The organism is Dyadobacter sp. UC 10, assembly GCF_008369915.1.
Classification (GTDB): Bacteria; Bacteroidota; Bacteroidia; order Cytophagales; family Spirosomataceae; genus Dyadobacter.
The window spans coordinates 6,601,628-6,624,268 of record NZ_VSRN01000001.1; the positions used below are offsets into that span (position 1 = coordinate 6,601,628).

A 22,641-nucleotide genomic window follows, 5' to 3' on the forward strand; every position below is an offset into this window, starting at 1 on the left:
TTATGCAAATCCGCACCCGACTTACGGTTCAGTTTTCGCTGCTGGTAAGCGGTATTTTGCTGATTACATTTCTGGCTATCTATTTCTTTTCCTACTATAACGTTACGGAGGATTTCTACGACCGCCTCCGGTCAAAAGCCAAATCCCAGGCGGAACTGCTTTTGAAAGTGCCGCAGGTCAATACAGAGGTCTTAAAGGCGCTTGATGAAACGAACCGGGACCTGATTTACGACGAAAACACATTCATTTTCGACGAAAAGAACCGGCTCATTTACAGTAATCCCACCATTCCCCAGTCTAAGTCACTGCACGTGTCCAACTACTGGCTGGACGAAATCCGCAAAGCCGGCCAGATCAGATATACAGACGGAGATTTCAAAGTGGTGGGTTTGTATTACAATTACCCTTTCGGGCGCGCTGTTGTAATGCTGGGGGCAAAAGATCTTTATGGACAGGCTAACTTGTCCAATCTCAGCACATTACTAACCGTTCTTTTCTTCATTGTTACATTTATCGTGACGATCGTCGGCTGGATATTTTCAAAGCGCGCTTTGAGGCCAATTTCAAAAGTGATGAACTCGGTGGAAGGAATTCTGCCGCAAAAACTGGATATGCGGCTGGAAGTACCAAACCAGAAAGACGAGATCGGGCGGCTCACTACAACTTTCAACAAACTCCTGGACCGCATTGAAACCGCTTTTAAAATGCAAAAGATCTTTGTGGCCAATGTTTCCCATGAATTGAAAAACCCGCTCACCAAAATTCGGTCGCAACTGGAAGTAAGCATGCTCAAAGAGCGCGACCCGCAGGAATACAGGGTTACAATAGCATCGGTTCTGGAAGATATCGATGAGCTCGCTCAGCTGTCGAACACGCTTCTCGACCTTGCAAAAGTGAGTGAACACCAGCGAGAGCTCCTGACTGAAATCGTCCGGGTAGACGAATTGCTGCTAGATTGCCGGCTGAACCTTGCACAAGCCAACCCATTCTACAACATTGTCCTCAACTTCGACGAGTTACCGGAAGATGATACCTGGCTGGAAGTTACCGGAAATTCGACTTTGCTAAAAACCGCATTTCTCAACCTGATGGATAATGCTTGTAAATTCTCAGACAATCACTCTGTTAACATCAACCTGCAACCTTCGAGCAAAAGGCTTACAGTAAGCTTTTCTGATCAGGGGAAGGGCATTCCAAAAGATGATCAGGGTCTTGTATTTCAACCATTTTATCGCAGCGACAATACGGCCAATATCAAAGGTTATGGAATCGGCCTGTCGCTGGTTGACCGTATTGTGAAGCTACACAACGGAACTATCTCAATTCATCCCAATCAACCCAAGGGTACTACCTTCCGCGTATCTTTTTCGCACCTCTAAGCAAATTCTAACGCGCTATTAACGCCATCTTAAGTATTAGGTGATTTATTTGTATTGTCGCAATAGACAAAGCGACTCCAACTGAATTTCATTTTTTGTGGTGTTAATAAGCAAACTTGGCAGGCGTATCTCACGTCTGCCAAAGTTTTTTTGTAGGGGGTGGTCATTAGTAGTCATTTATTGTCATTTATTGTCATTTATTGTCATTTGTTGCTACTGATTATTTACAATAAAAAACAATAGGGCTGCTCTCGACGAACAACCCTACAACAAATGACTATAAATAACAATAAATGACCCGCTAACGACTACAAAGACAATTAATGACCATAATAACGCCTCCCCTAATGCTTCTTCCTGATTTCAATAATCTTCAACTTATTCAACAGCTTGATCACCGGGTATGTCGGATCAACTTCAAACCATTTGCTTCCGAAATTGATTGAATTTGGTCTTTTATGGTGATTGTTTTGGAACAATTCTCCCATCATCAGGAAGTCGAAAACGAGGGAATTTTTAGATTTGTCTTCGTTATCGAAATTCTGATACCCATATTTATGGCCGCTCCAGTTGACGATTGCGCCGTGGATCGGCCCCATCAGAAAGTGAATCGGCAGCAGGAAGAAAAATGCCCAGTGCATATCCAGGTAAAGGTACGCAAGTACATAAAAAGCCATATATATCAACACCCAACCGATGCGAGAGAACCACGAGTCGCCCAATTTCTCGACGAATTTCCATTCAGGATAGTTTCTTTCGAAGCGGTTTTCGATTGCTCTTTTGCGATGTAAAACCGCATTATAAATGTGCTTGGTTTCCCACATCATTGTAAAGACATTTTTTGTATGATGGGGAGAGTGCGGATCCTTTTCAGTATCGCTGAAAGCGTGATGCATTCGGTGCAGGATTGCGTAGGCCCGTGGACTTAAGTAAGAAGAACCCTGAGAAAGATAGGTCAGCAAATAAAAAAATCTTTCCCACGGCTTGCTCATGATGAACATTTTATGCGCGGAATAGCGGTGCAGAAAAAAGGTTTGACAGAAGAGAGATAAGTACCAGTGTAAAACAAATACTATAATAACAATATACATAAAACGCTTAAAAGATTAAGAAGTCAAGTTTGTACAAAAGTAAGTGCCAAACGTCAGAAAAACGAAATTCGGGTTGTGAAATTTGGAATATATCGTTACCGCATTTTCTCAAACCCAGCTTTAGGAATATTTAAATGCTACTGGATCATGAATGCATAGCTCAGCAAATTAGCACCCATCTGTAACGCTTTCCGCCGCATTTCCTCCGGGTCGTTATAAACGCTCTGATCTTCCCACCCATTTCCTAAATCGGTTTCGTAGCTATAATAACAGATCAGCCGGCCCTGCCAGATCAAACCAAATCCCTGCGGCTGCTTGCCGTCGTGTTCATGAACCTTTGGCAGCCCTTCCGGAAATACATACTTAACACGGTAAATCTGGTGGTCAAAAGGCAGTTCGACAAAACTTAACTCGGGAAATACTTTTTTCATCTCCCGACGCACAAACTGGTCGAGCCCGTAATTATCATCAATGTGCAAAAATCCTCCCGACAACAGGTAATTCCTAAGATTTTGAGCCTCTGCGTCGGAGAATACGACATTACCATGTCCCGTCATGTGAACGAATGGGTAAGTAAAAATATCGGGGCTGCCCACTTCAACCACGTCTTCTACCGGGTTGATATTCATTTTTAACTCTGAATTGCAGAATTTGATCAGATTTGGCAATGAAGTTTTATTGGCGTACCAATCACCTCCCCCGCCATATTTGAGCTTTGCAATCTTCAACGAAGACTGAGCGCGCGACTGAAGCACAAAGGCAAACAGCGCAATAAATAAAAAAACTTTGAGGCGCATGTTTTTAATTTTGAATAATTGAATGATCGTTGCTTAAACGTCGCCGGGAAAGTATTCACATGGTCAATCCATCCTTTCCTCCTTTCCTCCCTTCGTCCGTTACTCCCTTTCTCCCTTCCCTCCCGTTTACCCCAACTCCTGGGCCAAGTTAATTGCGTGGCAGCCTGCTACTGCCGCGGTTTCGGTTCTCAACCGCGTCGGGCCGAGCGATACTGTTTTGAAACCGTTTTCGAGCGCCAGGCTTACCTCTCTTTCACTGAAATCTCCTTCCGGACCTATCAACAAAGTCGTACCAGCGTTTTTTTTTACCTTACTGAAAACATGATCAACTTTATTCTGATCTGGTACATAAGCCATTAATTTGATTTCGTCGGAGACACTTGTAATAAACGAATCGTACTTATTGTTTACTGTGATAACCGGTTTGTAAAATTGTTGCGACTGCTTCATTGCACTTGCAGCGATGCGGTTTAGCCTTGCCAGGTTCACAACGCGGTTCAGCGTTTCGGTGTTTGTATGCTCTGTCACAATAAAATCGATCCGCTCCACACCGATTTCGGTCATTTTTTCAACCATCCACTCGTTACGTTCTGCCTTGCGGGTCGGTGCCACGGCGATATTTACGGAAAAATCCCTGCGCCCGATCAATGTGGATTCAACAACTTCATACCCCACCTTTCTGCCCTGTACGTTAAGTATACACTTTTGTAACAGTCCCTTTCCATTGGTTACGTAAATCATATCTCCTGACCCCAGCCTCAGCACTTTGGAACTGTGCCTGGCTTCCTCTTCTTCCAGTTCAAACGCGTTATCTTCGGGTTGATAAAAAATGTGCATTTCTAATATTGGCTTTACAGCGGATATAAGTCAGAAAACCTCAAAAATAGGGAATTAATTGACATAAGGACTGTGAAAAGACATTTTAGAATCTGGTTTTTGAACAACCGACTCTAAATCTATTTTATTTAGTTTGTATAAAATTTCACCAGGAAAATGCAGAATAAAAACGCGTTTCCGGAGATTTTGCAAAAATTTTCAGCAATCTGCTTCAAATCCAAACTCGTCAAAATTATAAGAAAAGTACATTTTTTACTGACAATACTACCATCAACACAATAATATTCTGTCTAACTTTAATCTTTCTTATTTTTTATTTTTTGGAAATACAATTTTGCATTAATATTGTGCCGTTGAATTTATTCGTCACCACTTTATCTAGTACTATTATGTCTAAGTCCAAGCTGGAATATATTTGGTTGGATGGCTACAAGCCGACCCAAAGTCTACGCAGCAAAACTAAAATCGAAGATAATTTTAGCGGCAAATTGGAAGATTGCAGCAACTGGTCATTTGACGGTTCATCTACTGAACAAGCTCTTGGCGGTTCATCTGACTGTCTTTTGAAACCGGTCTACATTATTCCAGATCCGCAGCGTAAAAACGGATATTTGGTAATGTGCGAAGTATTGAACGCGGACGGTACTGCCCACGTTTCAAACGGTCGTGCTACTATCGAGGACGACGACAACGATTTTTGGTTCGGTTTTGAGCAGGAGTATTTCCTTTGGGACAACGAAACGAATAAGCCACTAGGCTTTCCGGCAAATGGGTATCCGGCACCGCAAGGTCCATACTACTGTTCGGTAGGCGCACAGAATGCATTTGGTCGCGAGATCATCGAAGAGCACCTTGACGCTTGTCTGGAAGCTGGTTTAAATGTAGAAGGTATTAATGCGGAAGTTGCTGCTGGTCAGTGGGAATTCCAGATTTTCGCAAAAGGAGCCAAAGAAGCTGGTGACCAGATCTGGTTGGGTCGTTACCTTTTGGAGCGAATCGGTGAGAAATATGGTGTATCTATCAACTGGCACTGCAAGCCGCTGGGCGCGCTTGACTGGAATGGTAGCGGCATGCACGCTAACTTCTCTAACACAGCTTTGAGAACTGCAGGAAGCAAAGAGGTATTCGACAAAGTTTGTGAATCCTTCCGTCCTGTTGTGAAAGAGCATATTGAAGTTTACGGTGCTGATAACCACCTTCGTCTGACTGGAAAGCACGAAACTGCTTCTATCCACGATTTCAGCTACGGTGTTTCTGACCGCGGTGCATCTATCCGTATCCCGGTTCTTGTTCCTCAGAAAGGATGGAGCGGATACCTGGAAGATCGCCGCCCTAACTCGGCTGCTGATCCCTATAAAGTAGCTGCACGTATCATCAAGACCGTTAAATCTGCAGTCTGATATTCAAAGCATATATTTAAGACAATGAAAAAGCCACCGATATGGTGGCTTTTTCATTATAAGTTGTTCACTTTGATCAATCCTGCTCTTCACTCCCTGTAAATGAATACAATGTAGGATCAAGCTGGACGCGGCCTGCATTGAAAACGGCGATAAATTCGTCAATGACTTTATCTGTGATTTCGGTTTTGTTCAAACCCACTTCCAGTCCGACGCCGTATTCAAATTTGTCGTCGATCTCTACATGCTCTCGAACTGTTATTTCTTCGTTTTCTTCAATCTCTTCGATAAATTCGGTGAGAAGCATTTCTGCATCCTCCTCTTCTTCCGCTGAAATCTTGTAGTTTTCAGGCCGCTCGTCCTGGGATATGTAATTCGGCATTTCCTTTTTCAATCGCTCCAATGCTTCATCGTAAACCAGTGTCGAATGGTGCAGGCGAAGTGTATAGATCAATGCATCGTATATCACTTCAGAATTCTTATATATTCCTACAAACTGCACGTGTGCGTGCTCGTTATTTTCTTCCTCTTCTTCAAATTCATCATCTACATGGATAAAATTTGACCTTTCCGCCTTGCACTCCCTTCTGAGCTGAGCAATTTCTTCTGGATCGAATCCCGGATTCATAGTTTCAGTTATTAGTTATCTGTTTCTAATTTATTCCAAAAATAGCATTTCACGGTATTTTGCCAAAGGCCAGTCTTCATCGTCGATCAGCAGCTCCAGTTTATCTACATGATAGCGGATCTCTTCGAAAAAGCCTTTTACCTCCGATCCGTAACATTTTGCACGTTCGTAGAGGTCTTCAAGATTGTTCGCTTTTTTTCTGCCCTCGGTCATTTCGTGCACCAAACGCTTGATCACTACGATATGTGAAGAAATATCTCTGATGATTTCCTTGATCGGAGCAGCTTCTTCGAGCATTTCAAGGTCAGTCAGTGACCGGGCTGTCTGCGCCAGCTTAAACTGATATTTAACAACCGTGGAAACGATATGATTAAGTGCCAGGTCGCCGATTACCCTTGATTCTATCTGCAGTTTCTTCACATAGTTTTCAAGTTCGATCTCGTAACGCGCGTGCAATTCTCTAGAAGTCAAAACCCCTATTCTTTCAAAAACACTGATCGTTTTATCGGTTTTGTACGCATAAAGCGCATCATAGGTTTCCCTGATATTGCTGAGCCCGCGTTCCTTCGCCTGCTGGACCCATTCATCGGAATACCCATTTCCCTCGAAAAGAATGTTTTTAGATTCCGTGAAATATCTTTTCAAAATCTCAACAGTCGCTACTTTTTTCTCCTCCCCGGCCGCCAGGCGCTCGTCCATTTCCTTTTTGAAATCCATCAATTGATTCGCCACGATTGTATTCAGCACGATCATCGGCGAGGCGCTGTTTTGGGCGCTTCCGACGGCGCGGTATTCAAATTTATTCCCTGTAAAACAGAAGGGCGAAGTCCGGTTGCGGTCTGTATTGTCCCTTTGCAGATTCGGGATCCGGGTAATACCCAATTTGTAGTAAAAATTTTCGCCTTTTTCGAGCGTGATCTCTCCCTTATTTACCAGTTCTTCGAGCATGTTGGTTAACTCGTTTCCGAGGAAAACCGATACGATGGAAGGCGGTGCTTCGTTCGCGCCAAGTCTGTGCTCGTTTCCGGCAGAAGAAATGGAGGCGCGAAGCAGATCGGCGTGATCATGGACTGCTTTTACAACATTCATTAAGAACGTCAGGAAACGGAGATTTTCTTTCGGTTTGGAAGTAGGTGCTAACAGGTTGATCCCCGTATCGGTGGATAGTGACCAGTTGTTATGCTTTCCACTCCCGTTAATCCCTGCAAACGGCTTCTCATGGAACAGCACCTGAAAATTATGCTTGTCGCCCACCTTCTGCATCAAATCCATCAGCAATGCATTATGATCAATCGCCAGGTTTACTTCTTCAAAAGTAGGTGCACATTCAAACTGGCCCGGCGCCACTTCATTATGCCGCGTACGAACCGGGATGCCCAGCTTCAACGCTTCAAATTCAAAGTCCACCATGAATGCATTCACCCGTGGCGATATTGATCCGAAATAATGATCATCCAATTGCTGCCCGCGCGCAGGGCTATGGCCGAAAACAGTCCTGCCGGCCATTAACAGGTCAGGCCGCGCGTAGTACAATGCTTTATCGACCAAAAAATATTCCTGCTCAATACCCAGCGTTGGAGTTACCTTGTCAACGTCTCTATTGAAGAACTGACAGACCTGAGTGGCCGCTTTATCGAGCATTACCAGCGATTTGAGGAGCGGAGCCTTATAATCCAGCGCCTCGCCGGTGTAGGAAATGAATACAGACGGAATACACAAGGTCTTCCCTCCTGCCCCATTATCCATTAAAAAAGCAGGTGAACTCGGATCCCAGCCTGTATACCCCCGCGCCTCGAATGTGGCACGTAAGCCGCCGCTTGGAAACGAGGATGCATCAGGCTCCTGTTGTACCAATGCACTCCCTTTAAATTTCTCTACTGCTTTCCCGTCGATCGTAAGGTCGAAAAACGAATCGTGCTTCTCGGCGGTGGTTCCGGTTAAAGGTTGGAACCAGTGCGTATAGTGGGTCGCCCCTTTCGAAATCGCCCAGGATTTCATGGCTGCGGAAACTTCGTCGGCCACTTCCCTGTCGATCGTCGAACCCGAGCGGATTGCATTCGAAATTTTCGTGTAAGCCTCTGCGGAGAGCAGTGTTTTCATCACCTCTTCATTAAAAGTATTACTTCCATAGAGGTCGGCCACTTTTTCAGCCGGAGGGGTTAATACTGGAGAAACGCGGCCTTGTGCGATTTCAAATGCCTTGGAACGAAAAGTCATCTTTATTCAATCAGTTATAGAATTTCTCCTCAAAATTATTTATTTAAGGATAGCGATAACAATGTACGTTTACATTTTCACATTTAAGTTTTACGGTAAAGGATAGTTGTCAGGCATTTTTCGGAACTTTGTGGCCATTTTTGACCGACATCAATGCGTAAGAGATTAGAATTTATAGCCTTGTACGGGCTCACCTGGATCATTCTTTTCCAGTTTTTTCGCGTACTGTTTTTCGCCTACCACCACGATAAATCCGCAGCACTACCCTCATCACTGTGGGTTCAGAGCACATTGCACGGCTTGCGGATGGACGTATCTTTTGCCGCTTACCTCCTTTTGATACCTGCACTGTTGCTGATTTTTACCTATGACCGATCGAAATGGTATCAGAAATTCCTTGCTGGCTACACTTACGTAGTTGGCACCGTTATCGTTTTGTTGGTGGTTGTTGATCTGGAATTATTCAAAGCGTGGGGATTCCGGATCGACAGTACTTCGCTGCATTACCTGGAAACACCGGCAGAAGCATTTGCGTCGATGGGCGCGGCGCCGATATTTCCACTGGTCATTCTGTTGATTGTGCTGCTCGCCCTTACCTGGGGAATATTCAGATCCGTGATTCGAAGGACAGTCCCTTTCTTTAAAAAAACGAAATTCTATTTTACCCTTCCTGCATTCATCGTGTTGACGGCCTCGCTGATCATCCCGATCCGGGGCGGGTTCCAATTAGCACCCATGAACGAAAGCGCGGTGTTTTTTTCGGATAAAAGCTTTGCCAATTATGCCGCTGTCAATGTACCATGGAATTATATGAGCTCGCTTATTAATGCCGGGTATTCAAAGAAAAACCCTTTTATCTATTATGACGATGCTGATAAACTGGTAGGCGACCTTTACAATGTCTCGGGCACCCGGGAACAGGTCACTGACACGACCGGCAAATTGAATGTAATCGTCCTGATCTGGGAAAGCTTTACTTCCAAAGTGGTTGAGGATCTAAATGGTATGAAGGGCGTCACACCCCGGTTTTCATCACTTACCAGAGAAGGCATTTTGTTCACCAATATGTACGCGAGCGGCAACAGGAGCGACAAAGGCATTGTGGCGATCCTCAGCGGCTACCCCGCACAACCCACGCATTCTATTATCAAGATCCCCAAGAAAACATTGACGCTGCCTTCACTTCCAAAAGAACTCCGAAAAAACGGCTGGCAAACCTCCTTTTATTATGGCGGCGAAAGTGAATTCGCCAATATGAAATCCTATTTACTGCAAGAGAACTTTGACAGGATTATCGACAAAAGTGATTTTGCGAAGGCTGATATGAATTCCAAATGGGGCGCACACGACCACATAGTTCTTAATAAACTGCTCAACGACCTGGATCAGGAAAAGCAGCCTTTCTTCTCCACCATTTTCACTTTAAGCAGCCACGAACCGTTTGAAGTGCCGGCCAAAACCGTCATTCCCGGCAACGACCCGGAGCATTTGTTCCTTAATGCCCATCACTATACAGATTCGGCAATAAGTGATTTTATAAAAGTTGCAAAGACAAAACCCTGGTGGAAAAACACTTTGGTCGTGATTCTAGCTGACCACGGTCACCCGCTCCCATACACGCAAAAAACCAAAACAAGCGAATTTCATATTCCCATGCTCTGGCTGGGAGGTGCCCTTAGTCAACGAAACCTTAAAGTAGACGGGCTCTGCTCTCAAACCGACCTGGCTGCAACATTGCTTGGCCAGTTGAAGTTATCGTCGGGTTCGTTCAAATGGAGCAGTGACATTTTTGGCAAAGACAGAACACCATTTGCCTATTTCGCCTTCAACAACGGATTAGGCTGGGTCCGTCCCTCGGGATTTCTGGTCAGGGACAACCTGGGCGGCAATATTACGGAACGGGAAGGCGCATTAGGCGCAGATGAAGAAAAGCTCGGAAAGGCGTATTTACAAGCTTCTTTCGGAGATTATATCAGGCGTTGAGTATAAAAGCTGTATTTTTGCAGGATATTTTAAGGAAATGAAAAAAGTTGCATTTTATACATTGGGCTGCAAGCTCAACTACTCCGAAAGCTCCTCCATCGCACGTTTGTTTGAGGCGAAAGGACATTCGCGAGTGGAATTCAATGAAAATCCAGACGTTTTTATAATTAATACCTGCTCAGTTACCGAGAATGCGGACAAGAAATGCCGCAAAATCGTCCGGGAGGCGCAAAAGATTAATCCGGACGGTTATGTAGCCATTATCGGCTGCTACGCCCAACTCAAGCCGCAGGAAATTTCTGAGATTCCGGGGGTAGACGTGGTACTTGGCGCGGCCGAAAAATTCAGGCTCGCCGACCTGGTAGATACGTTTGAGAAAACTCCTGTCGGACAGCCGGCCAGGGTACTCGCCTCACATATCGACGAAGCTGTTGAATACCACACTTCTTATTCGCTAAACGACCGCACCCGCACTTTTTTGAAAGTTCAGGACGGTTGCGATTACCCCTGCTCCTACTGCACGATCCCGCTCGCGCGAGGTAAAAGCCGCTCCGACAGCATTGAAAACATTATTAAAGCAGCCAGAGATATTGCCGCGCGCGATGTAAAGGAAATTGTTCTGACCGGTGTTAATATAGGGGATTTCGGGATTCAGAATGGCGAAAAAAAAGAAACATTCATAGACCTGGTCAAAGCGCTGGACGAAGTTGAAGGTATTGAACGTTTCCGTATTTCTTCGATCGAGCCGAACCTGCTGACTGACGAGATTATTTCATTTGTTGCACAATCCAGAAGGTTTGTCCCGCACTTCCATATCCCCTTGCAATCAGGTTCGAATAAGGTTTTGGGTCTGATGAAACGCCGCTATAAAAGAGAATTATACACAGAAAGGGTCGCAGCGATCAAATCCCTCATGCCTGACTGCTGCATTGGCGTTGACGTAATTGTTGGTCATCCCGGCGAAACACAGGAGCTTTTTGAAGAATCCTACCGGTTTCTGAACGAGCTGGACATCTCCTATCTGCACGTTTTTACTTATTCCGAAAGAGAAAATACCGCGGCACTGGCAATCAAGCCGGTTGTCCCCAAAAATATCCGCGCTGATCGCTCAAAAATGCTTCACATTTTGTCCGATAAAAAGAGAAGGGCATTTTATGACAGTCAGATAGGGAAAGAGGGGACGGTGCTTTTTGAAGACGAGATCCAAAACGGCCAAATGCTGGGCTTCACTGAAAACTACGTCAGAGTAGCGGTTAAATACGATCCGCTGCTTATTAACGAAACAAAGCAAATCCGCCACGACCACATCAATGCCGAGGGGCTTATGGAAGTTTCGGAAGTTTCCGAGGAAATATTGGCACATTAGCATTCAATAATTATTCCTTTCCCTTCCCTTGCTTTCCTTTCCCTTCCTTTCCCTTCCCTTGCTTTCCTTTCCCTTCCTTTCTTTTCCTTTCCGTCGACTGAAGTCGACGGGTATTGACTGGGACGGCCGACTTTCGTTGGCGTTTGCGTTAGCGAGCTTTAATTAATTACCGTCGACTGAAGTCGACGGCTACTGACTTTAGTCGACGGCTCGTAACTTAAGTCGGCGGCTCCGGGCCTGGTCGACGGCTCGCAACTTAAGTCGACGATTTCTGAATTACCAGCCAAGAATTTTTTGACTCACTTACTTAGAAAGCGAAAGCCCGACCGAATTGGCCAGGCTTTCGCTTTTCATCCCTTCATTAGTGTTGTCAGAAACATAACACACTAAATATTAAGCCTCTACAAGAAATTCGTCATGCTGACTTACATCCAGACCGGCCTTCTCATCTTGTTCTGAAACGCGAAGTGGCAAGATAAGATCGGTAATTTTCAAAAGCAGGAACGAACCTACAAATGCGAATGCCGACACACCTACCAGCGCAATCACGTGATTGATGAACAATTTGGTTTCGCCGAATGCAAGACCCTGATCAGTTACCAATGGATTGATACCGCTTGTTGCGAAGATACCGGTCATCAGCATACCAACCATTCCACCTACACCGTGGCAAGGAAATACATCAAGCGTATCATCCAAAGTAGAACGAGTACGCAGGTGAGCCACGTAGTTACTGATGATCGAAGCTACTGTACCAATGAATAGTGCCGCAGGGACCGTTACAAAACCTGCCGCAGGCGTGATCGCAACCAAACCTACAACGGCACCGATACAGAATCCAAGCGCTGAAACTTTTTTACCTTTTGCAGCATCAAAAAGAACCCACGACAAACCAGCGGCACCAGCGGCAGTATTAGTAGTAGCAAAAGCTGAAACAGCAAGCGGGCTGGCAGCAAGAGCAGATCCTGCATTGAAACCAAACCATCCAAACCAAAGCAAACCAGTTCCCAAAAGAACGAATGGAATGTTAGCAGGAGGCAGAACGTGATCCTCCAAAAGCGATTTACGTCTTTTCAAATAAAGAGCACCTGCCAAAGCAGCCCAGCCAGCCGACATGTGAACCACGGTTCCGCCCGCAAAGTCAAGAACACCCATTTTGAATAAGATACCATCTGCATGCCAGGTCATGTGAGCCAGCGGAGAGTAGATAAAAATACAGAACAGTATAATGAACAAGACGTAAGAACGGAAATTTACACGTTCAGCCATCGAGCCCGTCACAAGTGCCGGTGTGATCACTGCGAACTTCATTTGGAACATAGCGAACAATGCGAAAGGAATTGTACCCCAAACTGGTCCGTCCAATACACCTTTGAACATGAAGTGCGTCATTGGGTTACCAATAAATCCGCCCATATCGTCACCAAATGCAAGACTGAAACCAACCACGACCCACAGCACACTGATCACGCCCATGGCAATAAAGCTTTGCAGCATGGTCGAAATCACATTTTTATTATTTACCATCCCGCCGTAGAAGTAGGCAAGACCAGGCGTCATCAGTAATACCAGTGCGGCCGAAACAAGAAGCCAGGCTGTATCACCTCCGTTTACACCTTCGGTGACAATTTGAGTTGGAACATTTGGCACAAAAACACCGAGGATGCTGATTGCCAGAAGAATGATTAATGGGACGAAATTACGTTTTTCCATTTCTGTAATTGTTATGATAGTGATTAAGAAGGTATTTGTAGCTGATTAGAATTTATAAATGAATGCAAGGCCAAAAGTTGTCTGGCTGTTCTTGGTGAAGTTGCCATCAGAATCTTCAAACTGCTGCTCTTCTCCTGAACCTGCCACTTTTGGATAGGCATCCAGGCGGAACTCAGGTTTTACGAGAATGTGGCCGTCGGCAAGACTGATGTTTCCCGTCAATGTCACTGAATTCACGCTCGTTCCCATTCCGGCTCTTGTCAGCAGGCCGCGGACACCGCTGTCGTTGGTAAAGTACTCGTAACGTGCTCCGATGCCGAAGTTATCAGTGATAGCAGAGTTGGCGTATACGGCAACACCTCCCCAGGTTTTAGCGGATTCAGGACCACCAGCTCCCTGGAAATCGCCCTTTTGGCTTCCGTAAGCAGCATTTAAGCCAAGAAGGAAATTGTCGCTCACCTGGAAACTGGTTGCAAGATCAAGGACCTGATAAAAAGCTTTGGGTTCTTTAAACGTTGCGCTGTCCGGGTTAGCTTCATTGCTTCCGATATAATTGATATACACGTTCCAGTTATCAACCGGTTTGAAATACAACTGACTGATGAAGCCCTTTTTGCGGTTGTTATCGCCCAAACCATCCACATTGTTGACTGCACCCACCATTAAGGACGCCCTGTCGGAAAATGCGTAAGTAGCTTTCAAACCGGCGTGGTAAAACGGACCATTGTTAAACAGGTTTGAAAGGGAATAATTGAAGTTGGCCGGTGCGTCGATCACTTCATATCCGATATGCGTACCAAACTGTCCCGCGGTCATCGAAAACTTGTCTGTGAATTTGTAGGTAAAATAAGCCTGCTTGATAGCGAGTGCGGTGCTGAACAAGGCATTCCCATAATTACCCATGTTGGCGTTCGGTCCAAACGAGAGGTCGACTACTGCTTCTGATTTTGAATTGGTGTACGCGACTTTCGCCTGCACAAGTCCCAAAGAAAATTGTCCTGCTCTTTGGTCAAATACCCGTGCATTCGTTGCACCCATATTCGAGCGGGAGGCGGGTTTGTTGAAATTGGCCATATAGTAAGAATCCAGATAACCAGAAAAAGCAAATGCTCCTTTTCCTTCTTCCTCTTCTGCCTCTACGGCGATTACCGTGTCAGCTTTCATAGCCTTTTCATCTTCCCCCGACTTTGCAAAACCCAAAATCGATACCATCAAAGATAATACTGTACAATAGACTTTTTTCATAATTATATTCTGTTTAAGTTAATATCATTCTCCGGCAGTATTTCCAGATCAAATATTATCGATAAATTATATTTTTCAAATAAACGCGGCAAAATTTATCCTAAAAAATACAATTTTCATGTTTTTATACAGTTTTTTAGTGTTTTTAAAACATAATATTACATATTTTGATAAAAATTACTGAAAACTAAAATTTTGCATAACAATGAATACACAAAATTTTATTCACTCAGAATGATAACAATTAGTAAGAATTTTTATTATTATAGTGACATTTACGAAATCAACAGGCACAAAAAAAGCCCCGCCAAAAAGCGGGGCTATATGAATATGGGTGAAAGAAAGTTTATTCGCCGTGCATCCAGGCCTTCTTAGCTAAAAGTGTATCATCTTCCTCTTCGTTATCGGGATCAGGAACGCAGCAATCCACGGGACAAACAGCAGCGCACTGAGGCTCTTCGTGAAAACCTACGCACTCGGTGCATTTATCAGTTACTATATAATAGAATTCGTCTGAAACAGGTGATTGCTTTTCTTTCCCGCTCACTACCGTACCATCGCCAAAATCAACCTCATCCAGACTGGTACCATCGCCCCAGGTCCATTCCACACCGCCTTCATAAATCGCTGTATTAGGGCACTCTGGCTCGCACGCCCCACAATTTATGCATTCATCGGTTATCATTATAGCCATAGTCGCCGGATTGTTTATATTTGTTGCTATTTCTACTGTTTAGATTAACAAATATAACTATTTATAGTTTCCCAACAATCGGAAAAATAAAAACGGCGGTTTAATAAAACTTTTTACAGTTCAGTCAGAATGCTATCGAGAGTCCGGAGAATAAATGCTTTTGTAAATCTTGGAAAATTCATTACAAGCCCCGAAAACAAGGAAATTGTTCAGGATTGGGTAGCCTACGCCAAGAGCAGGAACAATTGGTTCACTCCCGAAAATGTGACCAGCTCGCTGAAAGCCATTGCAAGCGAATTTTTAGAGGAAGAAGATCTGCAAAAATGGGCAGCGCATTATCCTGAACCTGCTCAACCCAAAAAAGTAGGCGTAGTGATGGCAGGAAATATCCCTGCCGTCGGTTTTCATGATGCACTGAGTGTCCTTGTCAGCGGGCACATTCTGTTGGTAAAACCCAGCTCCGATGACACTATTCTGATCACAGCTCTTTTGAATCAACTCGTAGAAATTGAGCCGGGATTTAAAGATTCAATTGAATTCGTGGACAGACTCAATGATTCCGATGCCTACATTGCTACCGGCAGCGACAACACAGCCAGATATTTCCACTACTATTTTGCCAAAAAACCCAACATTATCCGCAAAAACCGCACGTCGGTCGCAATTCTCACGGGTGCAGAAATAAGCGGAGAATTAGAGAATCTGGGCAAAGACGTACTTCAATACTTTGGCCTCGGATGCCGGAACGTGTCAAAGGTATTTGTTCCCACAGGATATGATTTTACCAAGTTTTACGAATCTATCCAGCACATGGATTCTTTCTTTTTACACAATCACAAATACTTTAATAACTACGAATATAATAAGTCGATTTTCCTGATAAACAGGGTGCCGCATGTTGATAACGGGTTCCTGATGATCACTGAAAACCCGGCGCTCGTCTCCCCGATCAGCGTTTTGCATTTTGAAACATACGACGATTTGAATGAAGTTAAATCTGCACTGGCGGAAGTAAAAGAGAAAGTGCAGTGCGTAATCGGACAGGCGGATATCGAGGATGCTTTGCCTTTTGGAAAATCACAAGAACCCGGCCTTTTTGACTACGCAGATGGAGTTGACACCATGACGTTCCTGAGCCAGCTCTGATCTTAAGATAATTCTTTTGAAACCCATTCAAGGAAAATTGGCATAACCCGGCCCCAGGTAGCCGGGTTATGCTCGCCCCCCGCGACTTCGGTATAAAAAACGTCACGGGCCCACACAAATCCCTTTCGCTCCATTTCTCCGATACATTCAAGGGTATCCTGCACAGAATCGATCACACCGTCACCATCGCGGTCGTCGTATTCATCATTTGAGCCGCATTGAAACCAGCATTTGATCTTCGGAGCTTCGGCCGTTTCGCGGATTTGCGCGTGCATAATGCGGTCCGAATCTTTGTAACCTTCTCCAATTGCCTTTTGCCGCCACCAAAGTGATCCTGAAAACACACCGGCCGCAGCAAAGAATTCCGGATAGTTCCACGTAATATCCAGCGCCATTAATCCGCCCAATGAAAAACCTGCGTAGACATTTCCCGACATTCGGACATGGTAGTGCTCATGCAAAAAGGGGATCAGTTCCCTGATCACGAATGCAGTAGTGGCTCCTGCCTCAGCACCCCTTCCGGCATAATCACCACGGATTGCGGTTCCGTATTCGTCTGTTCTACGGTGATTTGCATGAATGCCTGCTATTACGATGGGCTGCAATAAATTTTCGAGCTGTAATTCGCCAACAGTTCCAGCCAGGTTAAGCGCCGGAAAATCCTGGCCATCATTGAAAAGCAGCAGCGGATACGATTGTAATTTATCATGCTGCGCCGGAAGCAGAATGCTTACGTGAACTTCACGCTGCAAAAAGGTGGAATGGATATTAATATGAACAAAGGAAACGGAAGAACTCAAATCTGCAAATCTGTTAATTGGACCAAAACAAACGTGCAAGTTATTAATTTGCTTCCTATGATTTGTTTTGTATATTTCATTTATCAACATTTCACCCCCTACCCTTTGGAAGAGCAGCACGTTAAATACTATTCTCACCATCTCGACAGAGACGTTGATATGCTTATTTATGGCAACTGGGGCTACCCTATCCTGCTTTTCCCGACTACGCTCGGGCGTTACTACCAGGCCAAGGATATGGGTTTGATTGATTCCGTAAAAACGCTGGTAGAATCCGGCAAGTACAAAGTATATTGTGTTGACTCCGTCGATGCCGACTCATGGTATGCGAAACACATCAATCCCCAATACCGTGTTTTGAACCACAATCAATATGATAAATTCCTGAGCAACGAGCTGGTACCGCATATTCGTCAAGCATGTAATGTGGAGAAAATTGGTGTGGCAGGATGCAGTTTCGGAGGTTTTCACGCGGCTAACTTCGCATTCCGGCATCCCGGACAAGTGGCCTATCTCATCAGCATGAGCGGGGCATTCGATATCCGCAGTTTCACGGACGGATTTTACGATGATACTGTCTATTTCAACAATCCGGTCGATTTTATGCCGAATGAGCAGGGTTGGCGGTTTGGCCATATGAAAATTGTGCTGGGCACTTCTGAGTGGGATATTTGCCTGGACAGTAATGTAAAAATGTCCAATATTTTGAATGACAAAGGAATTGATCACTGGCTCGATATCAGGGGTTGGGAAAAGCACGACTGGCCGCTATGGAACAGGATGTTTCCGGATTACCTTTCCAGAATCATGTAAACAGATAAATCAATAACAAAACCAGAATTATTAGTATGAAAAAAATCGGAATATTGTTTGGAATGGAGAACACTTTTCCAAATGCATTTATTGAGCGAGTGAATAGCAAAGGTGAAAAGGATATCATTGCAGAGGCAGTTACAATAGATAAAGTAGCGCAGGCAGCGCCAACTGAATATGCCGTAATTATTGACCGGATTTCGCAAGATGTACCCTTTTACAGGGCTTATCTAAAAAATGCAGCGCTTTGCGGGACAGCGGTGATCAATAATCCATTCTGGTGGAGTGCAGATGAGAAATTTTTCAATAATGCCCTTGCAGAGCAGATCGGAGTTCCGGTACCTAAAACCGTTCTCCTCCCTTCCAAACAACGTCCGGACAACACAACCGAAACTTCTTTTCGTAACCTCGCATTTCCAATGGCGTGGGAAGAAATATTTGAATATGTTGGTTTTCCGGCATACATGAAACCACACGATGGTGGCGGCTGGAAGAGTGTTTACAAAGTTGTCAACCCGCATGATATGTGGTTTAAGCACGAGGAAACGGGCCAGCTGGTGATGATGCTGCAGGAGGAAATCGAGTTCAGCGATTATGTGCGCTGCTATTGCATTGGCCAGAAAGACGTACTGATTATGCCTTACGAACCCCGTAACCCGCATCATTTAAGATATGCCTCCGAACTGAAAGCAACCGGCGAGGAAAGAGAAAAATTGCTGGAAACGATCAAAGATTATACATTAAAATTAAATCTGGCGCTGGGCTATGATTTCAATACCGTCGAATTTGCGGTTCGTGACGGCATACCTTATGCGATCGATTTTTGTAACCCTGCGCCCGATGCCGACATTTATTCCGTAGGTCCCGACAATTTTGAGTGGGTCGTGGAAGCAGCCGCGAATATGGCGATTGAGCGCGCAAAACAGCAGGTACCGGGCCAGGTAAACCTCACCTGGGGCACATTTATGAAGAATGCGATCCAGGCAACTCCCTCGCCAGTCGCTCCGGTCGCGGATGCTCCCGCTGCGAAACCCAAGCCTATTCCTTCGGCGAAAGAAGTGAATGTCAAGGCGGTCACTCCAAAAAAGTCAGTAAAAATGCCAGGCTCGGCAAAAAATGAACCAGTAGCAGAACCCGATCCACTTTTGCCAACACAAAAAGCGGCGGTAACAAAAGCGCCGGCCAAGAATTCCAAATTGAAAAAATCCTGATCCATACGTTTATAAGCGTTACTTATGCCCAACTTCACACTAGGAATTGAAGAAGAATTTCAGACGATAGATCCGGTGACCCGCAATCTGCGGTCGCACATGTCAAAGCTGGTTGAGGACGGAAAAATTACCCTCAAAGAGCGCGTTAAAGCAGAAATGCACCAGGCGGTAGTAGAAGTGGGAACCAATATCTGCCACAATATCCAGGAAGCGCGGGAAGAGGTAACTTATCTGCGCAAAATGATCCTGGATCTTGCGCAGAAGCAAGATTTACAGGTTGCAGCTGCGGGCACCCACCCATTTGCTGACTGGGTTGACCAGCTCATCACCGATGATCCCAGGTATGACGAAATCATAGACGAAATGCGAGATGTGGCCCGTGGAAACCTGATTTTTGGACTCCATGTGCACGTTGGGCTGGAAGACAGGAACGAGGGGATACAGATTATGAATGCGGTGAGATACTTCCTGCCGCACATTTACGCCCTGTCTACCAACTCTCCTTTCTGGTGCGGGCGCAATACGGGTTTCAAATCTTACCGGTCAAAGGTTTTTGACAAATTTCCAAGAACCGGTATCCCCGACTATTTTTCAAGTGCGTCGGAATATGATGAGTATGTGAATTTACTTATCAAAACAAAATGCATCGACAATGGCAAGAAGATATGGTGGGATATCCGTGTGCACCCGTTTTTTAATACCATCGAGTTCAGGATGTGCGACGTGCCGATGCGGACAGACGAAACGATCTGTCTTGCGGCTATTATGCAGGCATTAGTAGCCAAAATCTATAAGCTTCACCGAATGAACCTTAGTTTCCGTATTTACGACCGAATGCTGATCAACGAAAATAAATGGCGCGCGGCACGATATGGTATCTCTGGAAAACTGATCGATTTTGGCAAGCAGGAAGAAGTGGAGTACAAACTTCTGGCCGGCGAGCTGCTTGAATTTATAGATGATGTAGTCGACGAACTCGGTAGCCGGAAAGAGATCGATTACATTCACCAGATCATGGAAATGGGTACCGGGGCAGACAGGCAGCTCGCTGTATTTGAGCAAACCGGCAGCATGAATGCAGTAGTGGACTACATCGTTTCGGAAACAAAAATCGGACTGGAATAGCGGCTGGCACTTTGCTTTTTACCATCAAAACCGAACTTATACCACCTCATTTTGTTTAAATATTTTACCGAAAAATAAATTAGAAAAGCTAAATGCTAAAAACTGGCAGCTAATTGCCAGGCTAGAAGCCCTCATCAGATGACCAACGATACAAAGCATTTCCGGATAGCAATACTGGACATGTACAACGGATTCGAAAACGAAGGAATGCGTTGCATCAGGAAGATAATCACCAATTTTGGTGAGCATGAAAACGTGCCCGTCACTTATACTATTTTCAATGTCAGGCAAAACCTGGAAATACCGGATATGAGCTTTGACGCGTATATTTCGACAGGCGGCCCGGGTAATCCTTCTCCTGTCGGCGAGATTTGGGAGAAAAAGTTCTTCAATTTCCTTGATAAGCTTTTTCAGTACAACCTAAAACGCCAAAACAAAGTAAAAAAACACCTTTTCCTGATTTGTCACTCCTTTCAAATGGCATGCATTCACTGGCAGCTTGCCGGTGTGAGCAAGAGGAGGAAAACCTCATTCGGTACTTTTCCGGTTCATAAAACGAGCATCGGCCGCAAGGATCCATTGCTGAATGCGCTCGCAGATCCGTTCTGGATTGTCGATTCGCGCGATTTTCAGGTCACCCAGCCTAATCAATATGCATTTGACGATATGGGCGCCAGGTTGCTATGTCTGGAAAAAATGCGCCCGCACGTACCGCTGGAAAGAGCTGTGATGGCTATCCGTTTTTCTAATGAGATAGTCGGTACGCAATTTCACCCGGAGGCGGATGCGGAAGGAATGTTGCGATATTTTTTGAGAGAGGATAAAAAAACGAGCATTATCGCTGCGCACGGGGAAGCGAAATACAATGATATGATCGCGCATTTGAATGATCCGGACAAAATTTTACTCACTGAATCCGTGATTCTCCCCACATTCCTTAAAAACGCGTTAAACAAAACTTTCGCTCTGGCCTATGCATAAGGAAGCCCGGGAAGCATTCAACCAATCTTTTTCAGAAAAGAAATACGAGGAATTTGTAACCTACATCGAGTCCTCATTTCCCGGTCAACTGGAATTCCGCTTGGCTGAAACGCCGGTTTTTGTGCCGACCGACCTGAAAGAGAAAATCCTGCAAACTTCTGAACAGATCATTGAAACGCTCTGTTCGCCGGATTTTGTAGCGAGAACCGACCGTGCAGTACCGGGCAACCAATATGTGCCCGGTGAGAATAGCCACAGTTCTTTTCTCGCGATTGATTTTGCAATCTGCAAAAGTGAAACAGGTGAATTAGAGCCGCAGCTGATTGAATTACAAGGATTTCCATCTGTATTTGGCTATCAGGCTTTCTTGTCGGAAGCGTTTAAAACGCATTTTGAAGTTGCTGAAAATTTCGGCTACCTGTTTGGAACCGAACATTATAACGAATACGTAGCAAAACTCAAATCACTTATACTCGCCGACGAAGACCCCGAATCGGTTATCCTGCTTGAAATCTTTCCGGAAAAACAGAAAACAAGAATCGATTTCGCTGCTACCGAAGAAATGCTGGGCATTAAGGCAGTTTGTTATACAAAGTTGATCAGAGAAGGCAGGGAATTGTTTTACCTGAAAGACGAAAGGAAGATCAGGATCAAGAGAATTTATAACAGGCTGATATTTGACGATCTGCTTAATTATCCCGACCTGATCACGAACTACCACTTCACTGATGAAGTGGACGTATCCTGGGTTGGCCACCCGAACTGGTTTTTCAGGATCAGTAAATTTTCCATGCCCTTTCTGCAAGGGAAGTATATCCCGGAAACCAGATTCGTAAGCGATTACCAGGGCCAGTTCCCTGCGAACCTAGAAAATTTCGTCTTGAAGCCACTCTTTTCTTTCGCAGGTTCCGGCGTAAAATTGCATGTTACGTTATCTGATCTGGAAGCGATCTCTGACCCAGAGAATTACATTTTGCAACGGAAGGTTGCCTACGAACCAGTTATTCAGGCTCCCGACGGCATGGTGAAATGTGAGATCAGAATGATGTATGGCTGGGACGATCATTCCGAAAAACCGGAACTACTGATCAGTCTGAGCAGGTTGAGCCGCGGAGAAATGATCGGAGTGCGGTTTAATAAAGACTTTACGTGGGTGGGCAGCAGTGCTACATTTTTTGAGAAATAGCAATTTAAAGCTAAAAGTAATATACTTAA

General features: G+C 44.9%; 19 protein-coding genes. 10 read left to right on the forward strand and 9 right to left on the reverse strand.

Going from position 1 to position 22,641, the window contains the following annotated elements:
* The first annotated feature begins 2 nt into the window (after positions 1-2).
* Positions 3-1,379: a sensor histidine kinase gene (locus FXO21_RS27215; protein ID WP_149643041.1), complete on the forward strand. Its 1,377-nt coding sequence runs from the start codon at positions 3-5 to the stop codon at positions 1,377-1,379.
* A gap of 344 nt (positions 1,380-1,723) precedes the next feature.
* Here the strand turns inward: FXO21_RS27215 and FXO21_RS27220 are convergent, their stop codons facing one another.
* From FXO21_RS27220 to FXO21_RS27230, 3 genes are all read right to left on the reverse strand, one after another.
* A complete protein-coding gene (locus FXO21_RS27220) occupies positions 1,724-2,470 on the reverse strand; it encodes an acyl-CoA desaturase (RefSeq protein ID WP_149643042.1) in 747 nt (248 codons plus the stop codon).
* A gap of 137 nt (positions 2,471-2,607) precedes the next feature.
* Positions 2,608-3,267 carry a DUF4159 domain-containing protein gene (locus tag FXO21_RS27225; RefSeq protein WP_149643043.1) on the reverse strand — a complete coding sequence of 220 codons (660 nt, stop codon included), beginning with the start codon at positions 3,265-3,267 and terminating at the stop codon, positions 2,608-2,610.
* A 126-nt stretch (positions 3,268-3,393) separates the two neighbouring features.
* Positions 3,394-4,104 carry an RsmE family RNA methyltransferase gene (locus tag FXO21_RS27230; RefSeq protein ID WP_149643044.1) on the reverse strand — a complete coding sequence of 237 codons (711 nt, stop codon included), beginning with the start codon at positions 4,102-4,104 and terminating at the stop codon, positions 3,394-3,396.
* Between the two features lie 389 nt (positions 4,105-4,493).
* Here FXO21_RS27230 and FXO21_RS27235 point away from each other — a divergent pair, with 389 nt between their 5' ends.
* Positions 4,494-5,504: a glutamine synthetase beta-grasp domain-containing protein gene (locus tag FXO21_RS27235; protein WP_149643045.1), complete on the forward strand. Its 1,011-nt coding sequence runs from the start codon at positions 4,494-4,496 to the stop codon at positions 5,502-5,504.
* A gap of 76 nt (positions 5,505-5,580) precedes the next feature.
* Here FXO21_RS27235 and FXO21_RS27240 read toward each other — a convergent pair whose 3' ends face one another.
* Complete coding sequence (locus FXO21_RS27240; RefSeq protein WP_149643046.1) at positions 5,581-6,132, reverse strand: hypothetical protein; 552 nt, start codon at positions 6,130-6,132, stop codon at positions 5,581-5,583.
* Positions 6,133-6,162: 30 nt separating this feature from the next.
* The gene (locus FXO21_RS27245) at positions 6,163-8,349 is read right to left on the reverse strand and encodes a glutamine synthetase III family protein (protein WP_149643047.1); all 2,187 of its coding nucleotides are present in this window, start codon (positions 8,347-8,349) and stop codon (positions 6,163-6,165) included.
* 153 nt (positions 8,350-8,502) lie between these two features.
* Between FXO21_RS27245 and FXO21_RS27250 the strand changes: the two genes are divergently transcribed.
* Positions 8,503-10,332 (forward strand): LTA synthase family protein, encoded by a 1,830-nt coding sequence (locus FXO21_RS27250; RefSeq protein WP_149643048.1) that lies wholly within the window; start codon positions 8,503-8,505, stop codon positions 10,330-10,332.
* A gap of 37 nt (positions 10,333-10,369) precedes the next feature.
* The gene (gene mtaB / locus FXO21_RS27255) at positions 10,370-11,698 is read left to right on the forward strand and encodes a tRNA (N(6)-L-threonylcarbamoyladenosine(37)-C(2))-methylthiotransferase MtaB (protein ID WP_149643049.1); all 1,329 of its coding nucleotides are present in this window, start codon (positions 10,370-10,372) and stop codon (positions 11,696-11,698) included.
* 393 nt (positions 11,699-12,091) lie between these two features.
* On the opposite strand, the gene FXO21_RS27260 is transcribed toward mtaB, so the two are convergent.
* The 3 genes from FXO21_RS27260 to FXO21_RS27270 all read right to left on the reverse strand — a co-directional run bounded on the left by FXO21_RS27260 (position 12,092) and on the right by FXO21_RS27270 (position 15,350).
* Positions 12,092-13,411: an ammonium transporter gene (locus FXO21_RS27260; RefSeq protein ID WP_149643050.1), complete on the reverse strand. Its 1,320-nt coding sequence runs from the start codon at positions 13,409-13,411 to the stop codon at positions 12,092-12,094.
* Between the two features lie 45 nt (positions 13,412-13,456).
* Positions 13,457-14,656 (reverse strand): porin, encoded by a 1,200-nt coding sequence (locus FXO21_RS27265; RefSeq protein ID WP_409014821.1) that lies wholly within the window; start codon positions 14,654-14,656, stop codon positions 13,457-13,459.
* A gap of 346 nt (positions 14,657-15,002) precedes the next feature.
* Positions 15,003-15,350: a 4Fe-4S binding protein gene (locus tag FXO21_RS27270; protein WP_149643051.1), complete on the reverse strand. Its 348-nt coding sequence runs from the start codon at positions 15,348-15,350 to the stop codon at positions 15,003-15,005.
* 129 nt (positions 15,351-15,479) lie between these two features.
* On the opposite strand from FXO21_RS27270, the gene FXO21_RS27275 reads away from it, so the two are divergent.
* On the forward strand, positions 15,480-16,496 hold the full coding sequence (locus FXO21_RS27275) for an acyl-CoA reductase (RefSeq protein ID WP_149643052.1): 1,017 nt from the start codon (positions 15,480-15,482) through the stop codon (positions 16,494-16,496).
* Between the two features lie 2 nt (positions 16,497-16,498).
* Here the strand turns inward: FXO21_RS27275 and FXO21_RS27280 are convergent, their stop codons facing one another.
* On the reverse strand, positions 16,499-17,296 hold the full coding sequence (locus tag FXO21_RS27280; protein WP_225865888.1) for an alpha/beta hydrolase: 798 nt from the start codon (positions 17,294-17,296) through the stop codon (positions 16,499-16,501).
* Positions 17,297-17,401: 105 nt separating this feature from the next.
* Between FXO21_RS27280 and FXO21_RS27285 the strand changes: the two genes are divergently transcribed.
* The 5 genes from FXO21_RS27285 (at position 17,402) to FXO21_RS27305 (ending at position 22,612) form a co-directional block, all read left to right on the forward strand.
* Positions 17,402-18,109 carry an esterase family protein gene (locus FXO21_RS27285; protein WP_149643054.1) on the forward strand — a complete coding sequence of 236 codons (708 nt, stop codon included), beginning with the start codon at positions 17,402-17,404 and terminating at the stop codon, positions 18,107-18,109.
* Between the two features lie 35 nt (positions 18,110-18,144).
* Positions 18,145-19,320 carry an ATP-grasp domain-containing protein gene (locus tag FXO21_RS27290; protein WP_149643055.1) on the forward strand — a complete coding sequence of 392 codons (1,176 nt, stop codon included), beginning with the start codon at positions 18,145-18,147 and terminating at the stop codon, positions 19,318-19,320.
* A 24-nt stretch (positions 19,321-19,344) separates the two neighbouring features.
* Positions 19,345-20,445, forward strand: a complete 1,101-nt coding sequence (locus FXO21_RS27295; protein WP_149643056.1) for a carboxylate-amine ligase — start codon at positions 19,345-19,347, stop codon at positions 20,443-20,445.
* A 138-nt stretch (positions 20,446-20,583) separates the two neighbouring features.
* Complete coding sequence (locus FXO21_RS27300) at positions 20,584-21,426, forward strand: type 1 glutamine amidotransferase (RefSeq protein WP_149643057.1); 843 nt, start codon at positions 20,584-20,586, stop codon at positions 21,424-21,426.
* Entirely contained in the window at positions 21,419-22,612 is a 1,194-nt protein-coding gene (locus tag FXO21_RS27305; RefSeq protein WP_149643058.1) for a hypothetical protein, read from the forward strand. Before FXO21_RS27300 ends, FXO21_RS27305 begins: the two co-directional genes overlap by 8 nt.
* The last annotated feature ends 29 nt before the right edge of the window (positions 22,613-22,641 follow it).